This is a genomic window from Reichenbachiella sp. (genome assembly GCF_965223055.1).
In the GTDB taxonomy this organism is placed as follows: Bacteria; Bacteroidota; Bacteroidia; order Cytophagales; family Cyclobacteriaceae; genus Reichenbachiella.
Genome location: NZ_CBDCVM010000011.1, coordinates 507,899 through 525,788, shown reverse-complemented (window position 1 = coordinate 525,788; position 17,890 = coordinate 507,899). Strand labels below are relative to the sequence as shown.

Annotated in this window: 17 protein-coding genes; 14 read left to right on the top strand and 3 right to left on the bottom strand. The window is 38.6% G+C overall.

Annotated features, from left to right (window positions below):
- The first annotated feature begins 1 nt into the window (after position 1).
- The 13 genes from ctlX to ACOQO5_RS13585 all read left to right on the top strand — a co-directional run bounded on the left by ctlX (position 2) and on the right by ACOQO5_RS13585 (position 14,325).
- On the top strand, positions 2-943 hold the full coding sequence (gene ctlX / locus ACOQO5_RS13645; RefSeq protein WP_420582246.1) for a citrulline utilization hydrolase CtlX: 942 nt from the start codon (positions 2-4) through the stop codon (positions 941-943).
- A 6-nt stretch (positions 944-949) separates the two neighbouring features.
- The gene (gene argS / locus ACOQO5_RS13640) at positions 950-2,743 is read left to right on the top strand and encodes an arginine--tRNA ligase (RefSeq protein WP_420582245.1); all 1,794 of its coding nucleotides are present in this window, start codon (positions 950-952) and stop codon (positions 2,741-2,743) included.
- A gap of 3 nt (positions 2,744-2,746) precedes the next feature.
- The gene (locus tag ACOQO5_RS13635) at positions 2,747-3,646 is read left to right on the top strand and encodes a 1,4-dihydroxy-2-naphthoate polyprenyltransferase (protein ID WP_420582244.1); all 900 of its coding nucleotides are present in this window, start codon (positions 2,747-2,749) and stop codon (positions 3,644-3,646) included.
- Positions 3,647-3,673: 27 nt separating this feature from the next.
- Positions 3,674-4,018: a translation initiation factor gene (locus ACOQO5_RS13630; RefSeq protein WP_420582243.1), complete on the top strand. Its 345-nt coding sequence runs from the start codon at positions 3,674-3,676 to the stop codon at positions 4,016-4,018.
- Between the two features lie 188 nt (positions 4,019-4,206).
- Positions 4,207-4,446, top strand: coding sequence for a 50S ribosomal protein L28 (gene rpmB, locus ACOQO5_RS13625; protein ID WP_084372148.1), 240 nt, complete (start codon positions 4,207-4,209; stop codon positions 4,444-4,446).
- A gap of 12 nt (positions 4,447-4,458) precedes the next feature.
- Entirely contained in the window at positions 4,459-4,641 is a 183-nt protein-coding gene (rpmG, locus tag ACOQO5_RS13620) for a 50S ribosomal protein L33 (protein WP_420582242.1), read from the top strand.
- A gap of 2 nt (positions 4,642-4,643) precedes the next feature.
- Positions 4,644-4,796, top strand: coding sequence for a DUF4295 family protein (locus ACOQO5_RS13615; RefSeq protein WP_084372144.1), 153 nt, complete (start codon positions 4,644-4,646; stop codon positions 4,794-4,796).
- A gap of 95 nt (positions 4,797-4,891) precedes the next feature.
- Complete coding sequence (gene ftsY / locus ACOQO5_RS13610) at positions 4,892-5,842, top strand: signal recognition particle-docking protein FtsY (RefSeq protein WP_420582241.1); 951 nt, start codon at positions 4,892-4,894, stop codon at positions 5,840-5,842.
- Complete coding sequence (locus tag ACOQO5_RS13605) at positions 5,814-7,328, top strand: DUF4301 family protein (protein WP_420582240.1); 1,515 nt, start codon at positions 5,814-5,816, stop codon at positions 7,326-7,328. The genes ftsY and ACOQO5_RS13605 overlap by 29 nt, the downstream gene beginning before the upstream one ends.
- A gap of 107 nt (positions 7,329-7,435) precedes the next feature.
- Positions 7,436-8,431, top strand: a complete 996-nt coding sequence (locus tag ACOQO5_RS13600) for an AAA family ATPase (protein WP_420582239.1) — start codon at positions 7,436-7,438, stop codon at positions 8,429-8,431.
- A 125-nt stretch (positions 8,432-8,556) separates the two neighbouring features.
- Positions 8,557-9,594: a DUF6252 family protein gene (locus ACOQO5_RS13595; protein ID WP_420582238.1), complete on the top strand. Its 1,038-nt coding sequence runs from the start codon at positions 8,557-8,559 to the stop codon at positions 9,592-9,594.
- Positions 9,595-9,986: 392 nt separating this feature from the next.
- Positions 9,987-11,252, top strand: a complete 1,266-nt coding sequence (locus tag ACOQO5_RS13590; protein WP_420582237.1) for a hypothetical protein — start codon at positions 9,987-9,989, stop codon at positions 11,250-11,252.
- Between the two features lie 262 nt (positions 11,253-11,514).
- Positions 11,515-14,325, top strand: coding sequence for a TonB-dependent receptor domain-containing protein (locus tag ACOQO5_RS13585; protein WP_420582236.1), 2,811 nt, complete (start codon positions 11,515-11,517; stop codon positions 14,323-14,325).
- Between the two features lie 44 nt (positions 14,326-14,369).
- Here ACOQO5_RS13585 and ACOQO5_RS13580 read toward each other — a convergent pair whose 3' ends face one another.
- Positions 14,370-15,074 carry a coiled-coil domain-containing protein gene (locus tag ACOQO5_RS13580; RefSeq protein WP_420582235.1) on the bottom strand — a complete coding sequence of 235 codons (705 nt, stop codon included), beginning with the start codon at positions 15,072-15,074 and terminating at the stop codon, positions 14,370-14,372.
- 236 nt (positions 15,075-15,310) lie between these two features.
- Here ACOQO5_RS13580 and ACOQO5_RS13575 point away from each other — a divergent pair, with 236 nt between their 5' ends.
- Positions 15,311-17,215: a CASTOR/POLLUX-related putative ion channel gene (locus ACOQO5_RS13575; protein WP_420582234.1), complete on the top strand. Its 1,905-nt coding sequence runs from the start codon at positions 15,311-15,313 to the stop codon at positions 17,213-17,215.
- Here the strand turns inward: ACOQO5_RS13575 and ACOQO5_RS13570 are convergent.
- Positions 17,212-17,397, bottom strand: a complete 186-nt coding sequence (locus tag ACOQO5_RS13570; RefSeq protein ID WP_420582233.1) for a hypothetical protein — start codon at positions 17,395-17,397, stop codon at positions 17,212-17,214. The genes ACOQO5_RS13575 and ACOQO5_RS13570 overlap by 4 nt on opposite strands.
- A gap of 152 nt (positions 17,398-17,549) precedes the next feature.
- Positions 17,550-17,723: a hypothetical protein gene (locus tag ACOQO5_RS13565; protein WP_420582232.1), complete on the bottom strand. Its 174-nt coding sequence runs from the start codon at positions 17,721-17,723 to the stop codon at positions 17,550-17,552.
- Between the last annotated feature and the right edge of the window lie 167 nt (positions 17,724-17,890).

Below are 17,890 nucleotides of genomic sequence, written 5' to 3'. Positions count from 1 at the left end.
GATGGGAGTGAATACAACATCTACGATCATGATGATCCGTCCGGTACAGTTCAGACTCAATGAGCAGACCGCTGTCAACAACTATTATCAAAAGGCATTGGAAGGCATCACGCCTGAAAATGTGCAGCAAAGAGCTTTGGCTGAATTTGATGGGTTTGTACAAAAGCTTCGAGATCAGGACATCGAAGTATTGGTGGTAAAAGACACCCCAGAACCAAGTACGCCAGACTCGATTTTTCCAAATAACTGGATATCATTTCATGATGACGGAGTCATAGGTTTGTATCCCATGTATGCGGAAAACAGAAGGCTGGAAAGACGTCAGGATATTATTGATGACTTGGGGGCATTTGGCTACCAGATTACCAATATCATAGATATTTCTGGAACCGAAGAAGTCGATAAGTTTCTCGAAGGCACAGGAAGTCTGATTTTGGATCGAGGCAATCGAATCGCTTACGCGGCTATTTCTGAAAGAACCCACCCAGACGTGATCAAAGATTTTGAAAGTGCTTTTGGATATAAGGTGGTTTCATTTGTGGCTAATCAGAATGTCGATGGCAAAAGGCTACCTATCTATCATACAAATGTGATGATGGCCTTGGGTCATGATTTCGCTGTCATTTGTTTGGATACCATAGATGATACGGCCGAAAGAAAAATGGTTGTAGATTCGCTGGAAAATTCGGGTAAAGAAGTGATTGAGATTTCTGAAAACCAGAAAACTCACTTCGCCGGGAACATGTTGCAGGTGGAAAATAAATCAGGAGATCGATTTATGGTCATGTCTGCAGCTGCTTATGACTCATTGGAGGAAGATCAGAAAACTAAGATTTTAAACTATAACAAAGACATCATTTCCAGTTCGCTCGACACCATAGAGGCACTGGGAGGCGGAAGCGCCCGATGTATGATGGCAGAAGTTTTTCTGCCCAAGAAGTAAAAAAGAATGGATATTGTATCACAACTACAGCAAGGAATAGCAGAAGGGCTCAAATCTCTTTACGATCACGAAATATCGGCATCAGACTTAGGTCTGCAGCCTACCAGAAAAGAGTTTGAGGGTACTTATACTTTTGTGACTTTCCCGTACGGAAAAATTTCAAAAAAGAATCCGATGGAAACCGGAGAGGATTTGGGTACTTATTTGAAAGAAAATTGCGCAGTCGTAGATGGATACAATGTGGTCAAAGGCTTTTTGAATATTGAATTGTCAAAGTCGATTTGGACCAATTTGTTTAATGACATCACTTCTCAATCAAACTTTAGCGCGCATAATCGCAAAGGAGAAACGGTAATGGTAGAATATTCTTCTCCGAATACGAACAAACCACTACACCTGGGTCACTTAAGAAATATTTTCCTGGGATACTCTGTTTCCAAGATTTACGACGCTTACGGTTATGATGTGGTCAAAGTGCAGATCATCAATGACCGAGGGATCCACATTTGTAAATCTATGCTGGCTTGGCAAAGATTTGGCTACGGAGAGACGCCTGAGTCTTCTGGATTGAAAGGTGATAAGTTGGTTGGAAAATATTATGTCGAATTCGATAAGGCATACAAAGCTGAAATCGCTCAGCTTGTTGAGTCTGGTAAATCCAAAGAAGTTGCAGAGAAAGAAGCTCCTATTTTACTAGAAGCCCAAGACTTGCTCAGAAAGTGGGAGGCCAAAGAGCCTGAAACCTATGCCCTTTGGGAAAAAATGAACGGCTGGGTATATCAAGGGTTCGACGCTACTTATCAGCAGATGGGTGTTGATTTTGATAAGCTTTATTATGAATCAAACACTTATTTATTAGGGAAAGAGCAAGTGGCGGAAGGCCTAAAAGCTGGACATTTCTTCGCCAAGGATGACGGCTCAGTTTGGGTAGATTTGACCGATGAGGGTTTAGATCAGAAAATCGTACAGCGATCTGATGGAACTGCCGTTTACATGACGCAAGATATTGGTACAGCGATCCAGAGATTCAAGGAATACCCTGGCCTTATCAAGCAGGTCTATACGGTTGGTAACGAACAAGATTATCACTTCAAGGTGCTTTTCTTGATTCTAAAGAAATTGGGATACCAATGGGCGGAAGAATGTTATCACCTGTCATATGGGATGGTTGATTTGCCTTCTGGCAAAATGAAGTCTCGTGAAGGCACAGTTGTGGATGCAGACGACTTGATGAATGAAATGATCAGTACCGCAGAGCATCATACGAAAGAGTTAGGTAAGATCGACGGATTTACCGAAGAGCAGGCCAATGAATTGTATGATACGATTGGCTTAGGTGCATTAAAGTATTTCTTGTTGAAAGTAGATCCTAAGAAGCGCATGCTTTTTGATCCACAAGAGTCTATTGAGTTTCATGGGAATACTGGCCCGTTCATTCAATATACGCATGCCAGAATATCGGCCATATTGAGAAGAGCAGATGAATTAGGGATTGAAACCAAAGAGTTGAAAATTTCAGCAGACGTACAATTGAGTCAAACAGAATGCGACTTGGTGTATTTGATTTCTGAGTTGCCAAACAAAATCAAACTAGCAGCCGAGGATTATTTACCATCTGTGATTGCTCAGTACGTCTATGATCTCGCTAAGGAGTACAATAAGTTTTATGCTGAACTAGCCATCTTCGGAGAGCAGGATGAATCAGTCACCGCTTCACGAGTGGCGCTGTCTGCTCAAGTAGCGAAGAACATCAAATTTGGAATGTCCTTACTAGGCATCCATGTGCCAGATAGAATGTAAGACATGAGCGACGTGAAACATTGGATATCCGCTTTCCGATTGAGAACATTGCCTCTGGCCCTATCCAGCATTTTTATGGGCAACTTCCTGGCTAAGTGGCAAGATGAGTTTGATTGGACGATTTTGGGATTGGCTGTTTCTACAACCATATTTCTACAAATACTCTCTAATCTGGCCAATGACTACGGTGATTCTATTCATGGTGCAGACAGCAAAGATCGGGAAGGTCCATCCAGAGCAGTGCAAACTGGAGCTATTTCGAAAGGACAAATGAAAGTGGCGATGGCCATGTTCGCTAGCCTGTCATTAGTTTCTGGATTGTGGCTATTGGCTACTGCATTTGCAGATCAATGGCTATTGATTTTTGTCTTTTTGGCTATTGGCATTGCAGCTATCTATGCAGCTGTCACCTATACGGCTGGAAGCAACCCTTATGGCTATCGTGGACTCGGGGATATTTCAGTTTTGATCTTTTTTGGATTGGTGGGTGTTTGTGGTTCTTACTACTTACAAACCAAAACCTTCAATTGGAATGTACTACTACCAGCATTGAGTTGTGGATTGCTGGCCACAGGAGTACTCAATGTGAATAACATTCGAGACATTGAGTCTGATCAAAAGGCAGGTAAAATTTCAATACCCGTGCGAATTGGACGCGACAAAGCTGTGATATATCATTTTATGCTGTTGGGACTGGCTATGCTATCCGGTTTGATGTTTATAGTTTTGAATTCGTCGGAATGGACCTCGTATCTTTTTGTATTAGCATTTCCACTTATCATTAAAAACGCTTGGGCAGTAAAAACTAAAACCAGTGCATCTGCACTAGATCCCTATCTGAAGCAATTAGCATTAAGCACCTTATTGTTCGTGCTTTTGTTTGGAGTGGGATTGGTTTTGTAATTTTGTGAAACATCATTAATTAATAAGATGTCGAAAAAAGGAAATTTTAAAAACAGAATCGGAGTGGTGTATTCCACAGATGATAGTTTTGATTATACAGAGGAGTCTGAATTAGAAGAAGAAACATTGGCGCCAAAAGATCAAAAATTACGCGTAGAGCTGGATAAGAAAAATCGCAAAGGAAAGCAGGTCACTTTGGTGACAGGATTTACTGGCATGACAGGCGATTTGAAAGAACTGGGTAAAATGATTAAGACCAAGTGTGGTGTTGGTGGCAATGTGAAGGATCGAGAAATTATTATTCAAGGTGATTTGCGAGATAAGGTTGTCGAAATTCTCCTCAAAGAGGGATATCAGGCTAGGAAGATCTAAAGATTCTCAAATTGAGATTTGAAAATGTGGTTGTATGGTGCTCAAACACTGATTAGACCCAAATTCTTTTAATTTCAAATAGCAAATCTCTAAATCTTCAATTTATTTCTCAGAGGGCTTTTTCAATTGCTAAAGTTTTCTCTATATTTGCACTCCGATTTTTTAAGGATCGCTAAAAGACTAGAAAAATGTCGAAAGTTTGTCAAATAACTGGTAAGAGACCACAATCAGGAAACAACGTTTCCCACGCGAATAACAAAACAAAGAGAAGGTTCTATCCGAATCTATTCAAGAAGAGATTTTATCTTCCTGAAGAAGACAGGTGGATTACTTTGAAAGTATCTTCAACTGCATTGAAAACCATCAATAAGAATGGATTGGCTGCTACTTTGAAGAAGGCTAAAGAAAAAGGAACCCTTTCATTATAATTATTTAGAACGATGGCTAAGAAAGGTAATAGAGTTCAGGTAATATTAGAATGCACCGAGCATAAGACTACAGGTCAGCCAGGTACTTCTAGATACATTACGACAAAAAACAGGAAAAATACTCCTGACAGAATGGAATTGAAAAAGTACAATCCTATTCTTAAGAAATATACTGTTCACAAAGAAATTAAATAACCATGGCTAAGAAGGTAGTTGCAACCCTGAAGAACAAGGATGGTGTAAAATATGCTAAGGTGATTAAGGCGGTGAAAACCAAATCAGGAGCATATTCATTCAGAGAAGAAATTGTCACTGAAGACAAAGTGAAAGAAGTATTGGCTGCAAAATAATTCAGCCCTTTAAGATATCTTTGAAAGTCTCCTGATCCCGATAACTATCGGGATAGGAGACTTTTTCTGTTTTTTACCTATCCACCGAATTGATTATGGGATTATTCAATATTTTTTCCAAAGAAAAGAAAGAGACACTAGACAAGGGTCTTGAAAAAACAAAAGAAAATTTCTTTTCGAAATTAGGTAAAGCCGTCGCCGGAAAATCTACGGTAGACGATGATTTGCTAGATGAATTGGAAGAAGTATTGATAACTTCGGATGTTGGCGTAGATACCACCGTCAGAATCATTGAAAGGATAGAAGAGCGAGTAGCTAAAGATAAATACCTTAATACAGCAGAACTTAATGTGATTCTTCGAGAAGAAATCGCCGGGTTACTAGAAGAGAACAATTCTGGGAATCAAGCAGATTTTGAATTGCCTGAGGATAAAAAGCCTTATGTTCTTTTGGTCGTAGGTGTAAATGGCGTAGGAAAGACTACTACCATTGGCAAATTGGCTTCTCAATTCCAACGAAGAGGAAAATCAGTAGTTCTTGGAGCAGCTGATACTTTTCGTGCGGCTGCTGTTGATCAACTGAAGCTTTGGGGAGAGCGCGTAAATGTACCAGTAATTGCCCATGGTATGAATACTGATCCTTCAGCAGTGGCCTATGATGCCGTGAAGCACGCTGTAGAACAAAATGCCGATATTGTTATCATAGATACGGCAGGTCGATTGCATACCAAAGTCAATTTGATGAATGAGTTGACAAAGATCAAAAGAGTGATTCAAAAGTTTGTAGACGATGCTCCTAATGAGATCATGCTAGTCTTGGACGGTAGTACTGGACAGAATGCTTTTATACAAGCTCAAGAATTCACCAAAGCCACAGATGTTTCTTCTTTGGCCATTACCAAGTTGGATGGCACCGCAAAAGGAGGAGTAGTAATTGGTATTTCGGATCAATTCAAAATTCCGGTAAAATACATAGGTGTTGGAGAGGGTGTTGAAGACCTTCAAGTGTTCAACAAACATGAGTTTGTTGATTCATTTTTCAATTAAAGAGATTCTAAATATGCATGCTTTTAGCGCAACAGAAGAGGCGCAAATAATAGCTCACGGAGCACAAGTGAGCGCGATTGAAAATCAAATAAAAGATTTTGGAACGGGATTCCCTTTTTTAGACCTGGACCGTCCCGCAACAGTTGGAGATGGTATTACCCAATTGACAACCGAACAGATTGATCAATTGGTTGCCAATTATAATCGTTCTTCTGCAGGTAAAAAGCTTGTGAAATTCGTTCCTGCTTCTGGCGCTGCAACCCGAATGTTCAAAGAGCTTTTCGAATATGTGGCAACAAATGAATTGAATTCAGGTTCTGAAAATTTCATTTCAAGACTTGAAGATTTTGCATTTTATGAACAATTGAAGGATGTCTTAAAAACTCTGGGTCATGAAATAGATGATCTTTTGGATTCAAAAAACCATAAAGCCATCGTGAATGCATTGCTGGATGAATCCGGCTTGGGTTATGGAAGTTTACCTAAAGGACTTCTTGATTTTCATCAAGAAGAGGGTAGGTCAAAAACGCCAATAGAAGAGCACTTGATTGAAGGAGCGAAGTATGCCTGTAAAAACGGATTAGTAAGCCTGCATTTTACTGTTTCACCTGAGCATCAACAGAAGTTTGAATCAAAATTACAAAACGTGATTCCGGTGTATGAACAAACACTTGGGGTGAAATTTGATGTTTCTTTTTCGCAACAGAAAAAGTCTACAGACACCATTGCCGTAGATTTAAGCAATAAGCCATTTTTTGACAATGGGCAATTGCTTTTTAGGCCAGCAGGGCATGGTGCTTTGTTGGAAAATTTGAATGACCTGGATGCCGATGTAATATTTGTAAAAAATATAGACAATGTGGTGCCTGATCATTTGAAGTCAGATACAATTACTTACAAAAAAGCTCTGGCCAGTTTGCTACTATCATTTCAAGCCGATTCGTTTAACTGGCAAAATCGCTTGAAAAAAGGGGAGGATTGTTTTGCTGAAGCAGTTGATACGCTTAAATCTAAGTATGGAGTTGATTTGAATTTTGATGATTCAGGCGAACTAGTAAAGTATTTAGATAGACCGATTCGCGTTTGTGGAATGGTAGAAAATACAGGAGAACCAGGTGGAGGACCTTTTTGGGTGAAAGGAGAAAGTGGTTCATCATTGCAGATTGCAGAAACAGCTCAGATTGATATGTCTGATGCAACACAAGTTGATATTTTAAAGCAGTCTTCACACTTCAATCCGGTTGATTTGGTTTGTGGAGTGAAAGATTGCAAGGGTGAAAAATTTGATTTGTTGAAGTATAGAGATAACAAAACAGGATTTATCACACAGAAATCAAAAAATGGGAAAGATCTCAAAGCTATGGAACTACCGGGATTGTGGAATGGTGCCATGGCGGACTGGATTACCTTATTTGTAGAGGTGCCTATTTCCACTTTTAACCCTGTGAAAACAGTAAACGATCTACTGAAACCTACCCATCAGTAGTACTTAACAATTTTTAACAGCAACATTAGTGTGATATACGTTTTGGGTTTTAAAACTTACCCAAAGTGGATTAGTTTTGTTTGGTTAGTAAAGAATAAACTACAAAAATGGAAGCAACGGCAAGCGTAGATAGTAAAAAGGCACATCAGGAAAAAATCAATCAGATTTATACTGAAGTAAATAAAGTAGTAGTTGGTCAGAAATATATGATCAATCGGTTGATGGTCGGATTGTTCACTCAAGGACATATCCTTTTGGAAGGTGTGCCAGGTCTGGCGAAAACATTGACAGTCAATACACTCGCTAATGTGCTACACCTAGACTTCAAAAGAATTCAATTTACTCCTGATTTGCTACCTGCGGATTTGCTAGGTACCATGATTTATAACCAAAAGGCTTCAAATTTCGAGGTGAAAAAGGGACCCATTTTCGCCAACTTAATTTTGGCGGATGAAGTGAACCGTTCTCCAGCCAAAGTACAGTCTGCCTTGCTTGAGTCTATGCAGGAGAAGCAGGTAACTATTGGCGAGACGACTTATGAATTGGATCGGCCATTTTTAGTGCTAGCCACACAGAACCCGGTGGATCAGGAAGGAACTTACCCATTGCCTGAAGCACAGGTAGATAGATTTATGATGAAGGTGCATGTGGGGTATCCATCAAAGGATGAAGAACTAGAAATTATGCGAAGAATGTCTAATATGACATTCGATAGCAAGGTGGATACGATACTGACCAAAGAAGATATTTTCGCCATACGAAATGAGATCAACAGTGTAAACCTGTCGGAATCATTAGAGCGTTACATTATTGAGCTCATCTTTGCTACAAGAGATCCAGAGTCGTTTGGAATGAAAGATGAGGCACATTACATACAATTCGGGGCATCTCCACGTGCTTCTATCAATTTGAATTTGGCAGCAAAGGCCATTGCGTTCTTGGAAGGACGGGATTTCGTCTTGCCGGAAGACATCAAGGAAGTGGCTCCGGATGTACTCAACCATCGTATCATTTTGAACTATGAAGCGGAGGCTGACGGTGTCACTACTCACGATATTATCAATACCATTTTGAGCAAGGTCAATATCAATATGGTGAAGTAATCGAGTCACCGCCTATATTTAATTTCGACAATGAAAATCAATTATACTTTAGGCTGATCATATACAGTTGCCCACAAGACTATTTAACTTTTAAATAAAGTATCTATAAACTAAACACAACCTACATGAACTGGAACAACCTCTTCAAAAACGTTTGCACAATCAAATGGAATAAATTTTTAATGCTTATTGTGTTTTCAATATTGTTCGAATCTTGTGATGAATCCAGTTCCGAACTTCCCAATGCGACAGAAGGAGAGTTGTTGACTCTAATTGATGGTAAGCAATTCAAAAGTTCAAATGTAGAGGCAAGCTTTGGAGATACATATTTTTATATTAAAGCCACGACCGAACAAGGGGAATTAATGTTTTCTCTGGCTGAAGCTCGCGATGGTGTTTTTGACCTGTCTTCAGAAACATATAGTGCGGTCAGATTCACGCCAGAATCGGAAAATTACGTAAGCTATAGTTCTAATACAGAGTCAGGCTTGGGCACGCTTACTATTTCCAAATTTGACGTGGTGAATAATTTGGTTAGCGGTTCTTTTTCAGCAACGGTTATCAGCTACAAAACAGGAGAGGAAATTAAAATATCCGAAGGTTCATTTACCAACATTCCTTTGAAGGACGTAGAAAATTCTATTGAAAATTTGACGGGTTATTACTTTTTTGCAAAAGTAGATGGTGTCAATGATAAAATTGGTAGCAAATACAAGTACGCAACAACTTCTTCAAATTATGGACCGACGAATCAGTATTGGTTGGATGTTGTAGATTTTGAATGGGGTGAAGACTTATTGTCGGATCAATATGAAGCTAAGATGCAACTCATCATCAAGATTGAAGATGGCAGTTCTTCTAGTGAAGTCTTAACCGAAATTTTTAAGGAGGGAGAAAGTCTAGGTTTTGGGAAAAGAGCCGAATTGGAGGAAGATCATGTTGAGGGAATTGTGTTTAATTACACAGATAAATCCGGTGTTTTGTGGTCATCAGATATTGGTATAGGTGACCAATCTGGTAGTGAGCTGGAAATTACTCAAAGAGATGAGATCAGCATATGGGAGGCTCAGATTAAAGCATCTTTTCATTGTGTTCTATACGATGGAAATGGCAATCAAATGGAACTGACTGATGGGCTGCTGTCATTCAAAATCTATCAGTAGTATGAAATTCACTGAAAGGACTTACTCATCGAATAGATAAAATGTTGTCTGTATTAGACATTCCTGATTTCTCAAACATATTGAACTAGAAAGCAGAGGTAGATGGTGTCACCACCCACGACATTATCCATACTATTTTGAACAAGGTCAATATCAATATGGTGAAGTGACCTGACGATGAAAAAAAATGAAAAAGGCAATTCCAGAGATGGAACTGCCTTTTTTGTTAACCCGCTTCACATTTCCTTAACATTGATAAAATAGCAATAACACATTATAAGGTTCTTTTAACAGAAAGGTAACCACTACTTCCACACCTGATAATATCACTTGTACAGTTTTGCAGTACAAATTTTGAAAAACATAATATCAGAATATTTAAAAGAGAAAAAATGAAAAAGTTATTAGCACTATTATTCGTGTTTACAACAATGGGATTGATGGTTTCATGTGATGATGATGATCCGATCGATGATCTGATTCCAGATCCAACTCAGGAGGAACTACAAGAAGCTGCTATTGAAGCTACTCAAGTAGCCGTAGATGCTGTTGCTTCCTCTGACGATACAGCTACAGGTGCTTCAGACGAAACAGTATTTGATGATTGGACATTGACTAACGCGCCAGCGGGTTCAAGAGTGAGAGCAGATGAAGCTCCGGTGGTAGAAGTTACTGCCAATATCGATGAGAATACGGAGTGGACTAAAGACAATGTGTACTTGTTGAAAACAAGAGTTACCGTCGTTGACGGTGTGACATTGACTATTCAGGCAGGAACAGTGATAAAAGGAGATGCATCACTTTCTGGGGCAAACGCTGCTGTTTTGATGATTGCTAAAGGCGGAAAGTTGATGGCCGAAGGAACAGCTACGGAGCCAATTATCATGACTTCATCAGATGATGACATCCAGCCTGGAGAATTGGCAGGAACTAAATTGGATAAAGACTCCAAAGGAAAATGGGGTGGATTGGTAGTTTTAGGTAAAGCACCTGTAAGTGCAAAGACAGAAAATCCTCAAATCGAAGGAGTTGATGCTGAAGATAGCAATGGTCAGTATGGTGGAGATGATGCTGCTGATAACTCAGGTACTATCAAGTATGTTTCAATTAGACATGGCGGAGCTGAGATCGCTGAAGGTAGCGAGATCAACGGTTTGACTTTAGGAGGAGTAGGTACAGGAACCACCATAGAATACGTCGAAGTGTATGCCAACTCTGATGATGGAGTAGAGTTCTTCGGAGGTACTGTAAATGTGACTAACCTTTTGGTTTATGCAGTAGGAGATGATGCGATTGATATTGATCAGTCTTACGCTGGTGAAGTGAAGAACTTCGTAGTACATGTAGACAAGAATTCTGACGAAGGATTGGAAATCGATGGTAGAGAAGGATCTCTGGACAAGTCATTCACTTTGACAAACGGTACCATCTACTCAATCGATGAAACTGACACCAATGCAGACTTCAAATCAAAGGCAAAAGGTACTGTTACTAATGTTGTATTCAAGAGTGGTAAAGTGAAGTTGTCAGCTTCATTCGATTCTGAGTCTTTGGAAGAGTCTGAAGATGCTGCTTCTAATGTGGCTACCGGAAGTCTAGTTTTCTCTAAGGTTTCTGCAGATTCATTCGAAGTGTATACCAAGAGCTTCGACGAGTAAGAAACCAGGAGTAAGCAGAAAGAAATTTAAGATTCATTTTCTGAATATAAAGGCTCTGGCTTCCCGATAGCTATCGGGAGTCCGGGCCTTTTCTGTTTTGGAGAACCTATTATGTCAAATGAATTACAGTGAGTTGGTGAATGTTACCATTATGTTATTCAATTGATAAATCGTGTCGGAATATTAAACATTTCATAAAACATTGAAAATACACAAGGAATATGGAGACTCTAGTTTTGCATTAAAATTAGAATATCAGAAAATGAATAAGGTATTATTAACAATAGGATTGATCATTAGTGCTGCCACTGTTTCAATAGCGCAGCAAGGATTTTTAAGAGGTAAAGTAATTGACGGAGCTAATGGCGAAGGTCTGTTTGGAGCCACCGTGACTAAACAAGGAACCATCCAAGGTTCAGTAGCCGATTTCGACGGTAACTTCTCGCTAGCGCTTGATGCAGGCACACACAACATTGTCATTCAGTTTGTCTCGTATCAACCACAAATCATCGAAGGTGTAGTAATCACCGAAGGTGAAGTGACCAACATTAATGTAACACTTTCTGAAGATGTTCAACAATTGGAAGCTGTAGTGGTTACTGCTGAGCAAATAAGGGACAATGAAGTGGCTTTGATGTCCATTCAGAAAAAATCAGCAAATACTATTGATGGGATATCATCAGCAGCATTTAAGAAAGTAGGGGATAGTAATTTGTCATCTGCCATGAAAAGAGTAACGGGTGTTACTGTTCAAGGGGGCAAATATGTATATGTAAGAGGACTTGGAGATAGATACACTAAGACTTCAATGAACGGAATGATAGTTCCTGGTTTGGATCCAGACAGAAATGACGTGCAAATAGACATTTTCCCAACTGCGATATTGGAGAATGTGATGGTTTATAAGACTTTCAGTCCAAATCTAAACGGTGATTTCGCTGGAGGTTTAGTGGATATACAGACAAAGGCTTTCCCTGACGAAAAAACGACATCAGTTTCTCTTTCTCTGGGTTATAATCCTGACATGCACTTTAATTCCAGCAATGTGAGTTATAAAGGATCTGGGACTGACTTTTTGGGATGGGACGATGGCCAGCGAAAATTGCCTATACCAGCCGGAACTATCATTCCAACTCAGCCTGATGAATTTGTTGCTGGCGTTACGAGAAAATTCAACCCTACACTGGGTGTCCATAAAGAGCGCAACTTCATGAACACTGGTCTTTCGGTATTGCATAGAAATCAGATTGAAGGAGAAAAAGTTACCTGGGGATACAATGCCATTTTCAATTATAAAAGCACAAATGTTTTTTACGATGATTTCGTAAGAAAAAGATATGAAAAGGACAGAACAACTAGCGAGGTTTCTTTGGTAAGAGATTATACAGGTATTGGTGATTTGAGTACTAGCAATGTGTTGTGGAGTGGATTGGCCACTTTGGCAGCTAAAACAGATAATCATACGATTGGTACAAGTTTGCTTCATACACAAAACGGTGTTTCTACAGCAATGAAAAGAGAATTGAACTTCACTTCATTGAATAACCCTACAAACATCCATAACGATATATTGGCTTATACTCAGCGATCTTTGACCAACAGCATCATTTATGGTAAGCACAACTTCGATAAGTTGAAAATCGAATGGTCAAACTCTTTGTTGTTTTCAAAAATTAGTGACCCTGATTATAGAGACACAAGAATCAATGAAGATGATGGAAGGTTTGGATTCAAAAACGGTGGAGCAATCAACAGATTCTGGAGAGAATTGGACGAAGTGAGTGAAAGCTTCAAAGTAGACTTTACATACAATCTAAATGACAATAATAAATTGAAGTCTGGAGGTTTGATGACATTCAGAAATAGAGAGTTTGATGTACATCAATATGCCTATGAGCCACTGGAAACATTTGATGTAAAATACAACGATCCAAACTGGATCTTGTCCGAAGAAAATCTTTATTCTTCATCAAACCCTAAAGGATTATACATCCAGGATAATAGCAACGATTACAATAACTATGAAGGAAGGCAAAACATTTTCGCAGGTTATTTGATGAACGAAATGCAAGTAACGCCAAAGTTGAAATCAATCTATGGTGTACGTGTAGAAAATGTACAAATGCACTATACTGGTGTTCGTTTGAATGAAGACAACACGAGTGAAGAATTGGACAATGTAAAAACATTAGCCGAAACGAATCTACTGCCTTCTGTAAGCTTAGTCTACGCTTTGAGAGACGATATGAATCTAAGAGCATCTTTCAACAAAACTTTAGCAAGACCATCCTTCAAAGAGAAGTCATCAGCATTTATTGAGGATCCAATTACTAGAACAAGGTTCTCAGGAAATTTAGACATTAAACAGGCAGAAATCTTGAATTATGATTTGAGATGGGAGTACTTTTTTACAGCGAGTGAAATGTTCTCAGTTTCATTCTTCTACAAAGATTTCACTAATCACATCGCTTTGATTTTCTTTCCAAACAGTCCAGGACAGTTGAAACCAAGAAATGTAGGAGAAGCTTCTGTTTATGGTACTGAATTCGAAGTAAGAAAGAATTTAGGAATGATTAGTTCTGCACTTGAGAATGTATCCGTTGGGGGTAATATATCATTGGTAGTTTCTAAGGTAAATAGAAAGACTGTAGTAGTAAACGAAGAGGGTCAGTCAGAATATGATAGTGAAGTGGCTTACAAAGGAACTGAAGAAGGTGTGGCGCAGTATCGTGATATGAGTGGTCAGTCACCATTTGTAGTCAACGGATACTTGAATTATGACAACCATCTTTTAGGGTTGACTGGTAACCTTTCATACAATGTACAAGGAGAAACAATTACATTCATTGGTACATCCAATGTCCCAGATGTTTACACCAAGCCATTCCATAGCTTAAACTTGAAAGTATCAAAAACTTTTGGGAAAGCAGCTAAATCTCAAGTGAGCTTCAGTGCTAAGAACTTATTAAACCAAAGCCAACAACAGGTTTATAAATTTGGTAATCAAGAGGAGCTATTCTCTTTATTTAAGCCGGGTCGTTTGTTTGAAATGAAATATACTCATACATTTTAAGGATATATTAATCAAGAGAAAAGGCAGCCAGGTGGCTGCCTTTTTTACTTTATGAGGGTCAATTCTTTTTTATACTGAGCGAGCTTTTTCTGATTGACCGAAAGTTTAGCCTGCAGTTTCTCGATTTCTTCTGTGTTGGCATTTAGTTTTTGAGCTATTTCGTTTTTCTCTTCTGGTTTCTTTTCAATGCGCAGCTGAAGTTTACTGTTGTCCAAAAGGTATTCGTCCATTTCCTGACTAATTTTCTTGACTATGGACTCCTGAGTATCAATTTTTTCCTGAACCAGTGTGGTGAAATAATCAACTTTAAAATCTTTTAATAGATATTTCACTTGATGGTCTAATTTGGATAGTTGATCTTCTGGAACACCCTCTTTGATCAGCGCAACCTTCAAGGTCGATGGATTGTTGTGTTTGGGCTCTGCGAGCTGAGACATGAATTTAAGGGGCTCATTGGTCTCTTTTCCTTTGGAAGGAACGGTCAGCACTAGATGAGTTTTTTTGTTGAAAATGATGGTTCTTGCATTTACATATCTCCACCACTCTTTTTTTATGTCCTTGTAAGGTTGAGTAAATGCGGTGGAATAACCACTGAATTTTTGTCCGTCGACCATAATTGAGGTAGTATTGATCTCAAGTGAATAGTCTTGAGCCAATGAGTTAAGGCAAATTGTCCAAAAGATTAAAGTGCTTAGACCACGGATCATCCATAGACTCGCTTTTGTGGAAAAGAATAGGGTTTTTGACATTTTCAAAATTCTTGTACGAAGATAAAAACATTTGAATCAATCAATAATTTCGCCAATTCGAGCTGAGGCGATCATTTAGCATCTAAACATCTAATATATAATCAATAGAAAACAGTTGTTTTTCCATTATTGGATTATTTTTGCCCAAATAAGCTGAAAAATTTTATCTTACATAGATCAATTTTTCGGCCGCTATTCCAAATGAATAAGATATACTTTAGCTACGACCTGAATCAATGAATAATAGCTCCTCTCTAATTGCTAAACTCAAATATCAATTTGATAATTATGTGTCGAAAGGTACCATGACTCTAATTGGAGGATTGGGAATTTTGACCCTTATTCTAGTTGTCATACTTGCAGTTATTTTGGTAATGACTGGCTTTGAAGTAGAAGTGGGTGAAAGCATCGGTTACCCAGAATCACTTTGGCAAAATATGATTCACATGTTGGATCCAGGAACTTTAGGAAACACTACCGGAGGCTGGGCGCTTAGGGTCTACTTATTAGCAGTTACATTAGTTGGTGTAGTTGTGCTCTCTACATTGATTGGTTTGGTATCCAACGGTATCTTGACCAAACTGGAGGATCTAAGAAAAGGGCGTTCATTTGTAATTGAAAAAGATCATACTCTGATCTTAGGCTGGTCCTCAAAAATCTTCACAATCATATCGGAATTAATTGAAGCCAATGAAAACCTCAAGGAAGGGGTAATTGTAATTCTGGCTGAAAAGGATAAAGTCGAAATGGAAGATGAAATTCGACTAAAAGTAGGCGACACAGCCAATACCCGAGTGATCTGCCGAACAGGTAGCCCAATTGATATTGATGATATCTACATTGCCAACCCATTCAATTCTAAGTCGATCATCGTCTTAGATAAAGACAATGAAAACTCTGATTCACAAATAATCAAAACAATCGTTGCGATTGTAACCAACCCAAAAAGGAGAGAAGAACCTTACCATATTACAGCGGAAATTCAAGATAGTAAAAACTATGAAGTAGCTAAAATGGTAGGTCAGGATGAGGTAGAACTTATTTTATCTGATGATTTCATTTCTAGAATTATGGTACAGACCAGTAGACAGTCTGGTTTGAGTGTCGTGTACATAGAGTTAATGGATTACGATGGCGATGAGATATACTTTATGCCAGAACCTACTCTGGTTGGCAAGACTTTCCGTGAAATCATCTTTGCTTACGAAGATTCAGCGATTATGGGGTTACAGTTTGCTGATGGTACTGTAGCAATCAATCCTCCTATGGACACCGTCTTCAATGAAGGAGATCAAGTGATAGGAATTACTGAAGATGATGATACTTTGGTGCCTTCTGGTTTGACCGATTATGAAATTGAAAGCGACAGATTATTAGAGCGACCAGAAGAAGAAACTACTGAAGAGCAAATTCTAATCATAGGTTGGAATGACAGAGCGAAGAATATTATACGTGAACTAGATCAATATGCACCTTTTGGTTCTACAGTAAAGGTTGTGTCTAAGTTCGAAGATCCAGTTACAGTAATCCAACGATTGAAGCCGACATTGAAGAACCTTACGGTTGAATTCAAACGCGCAGAAACAACTGATCGAGAGACATTAGAGAAGTTAGAAATACCTAGCTACGATTACATTATATTGCTTTGTTACGAACAGCATTTCCCTGTTCAAGAAGCAGATGCTCAAACCCTTATTACATTATTGCATATTAGAAGTATAGCTGAAAGAACAGAGAAGCATTTGAATCTTGTGAGTGAAATGATCGATATGAAAAACCGATTGTTAGCGGATATTACAAGTGCAGATGACTTTATTGTAAGTGATAAGCTACTGAGTTTGCTGATGACACAGGTATCAGAAAACAAATTTTTGATGCGTGTATTTGAAGATCTCTTCGATGCGGATGGATCGGAGATTTATATCAAGCCGGCTACAGAATATGTGGCGACGGGTGAGCCAGTGAATTTCTACACTATACTAGAATCAGCAGCACGTAAAAATGAAGTGGCACTAGGGTATAGAGTACTTGCCAAGAGCAAAGATCCTAATGAAGCCTATGGTGTAGTAGTAAACCCTAAGAAGTCAGACATGATAGAGTTGACCGCTCAGGATGAAATTATCGTACTTTCAGAAGATTAGAAAGAAGCCTGTTGTTTCAAAGCAGAGCGGATTTCGCTGATTGCTTTCTTTCTATAATTTTCCTCAGTTTGATTATTCATTGATGACATGTCTTTGACATATTGCATCACATTATTTTTTTGGTCTGTGTCTAGTGATCTCACATTTTGCATGATTTCCAAGACTGTTGCTAGTTGATCCATTTTCTGTTGTATTTAGTGAACTGATTGAATTCTTAATAGCTACTTCAAAATTAGGACCAATATTTCATGAAATAAATACGCCATTTACCTAAAAAGAAATTTAGGTGAGATACGTACTTCGGCTAATTTGCTCCTGTCTTTTATCAAAAACACTAATAATCCAATGCTTTTTTTATTTGATTTATGGCATTCTTTCGATAGCCTTCCGAAACCTTTGAAGGATTCAAGTATCTACTATTGATGTAGTTGATTAGATCCATTTGATCTTCTTTTTTCAGCGTTCTTAAAGCATCAATTAAATCTGGTGTAGTGGGAGTTGTGTTCATATTTTTCTGTGTTTTGGTGCTTAATCAAAACAACGAATTCAGTTAGACAACGTCTAGCTACTTCAATTATCATTGTATTAAATAATCATGAATTAGATGGCTAATAGCTATGAGGCACATTCATATTAATTAAATGACGTAGAAAATATCAAAGTTGAAGACAGGAT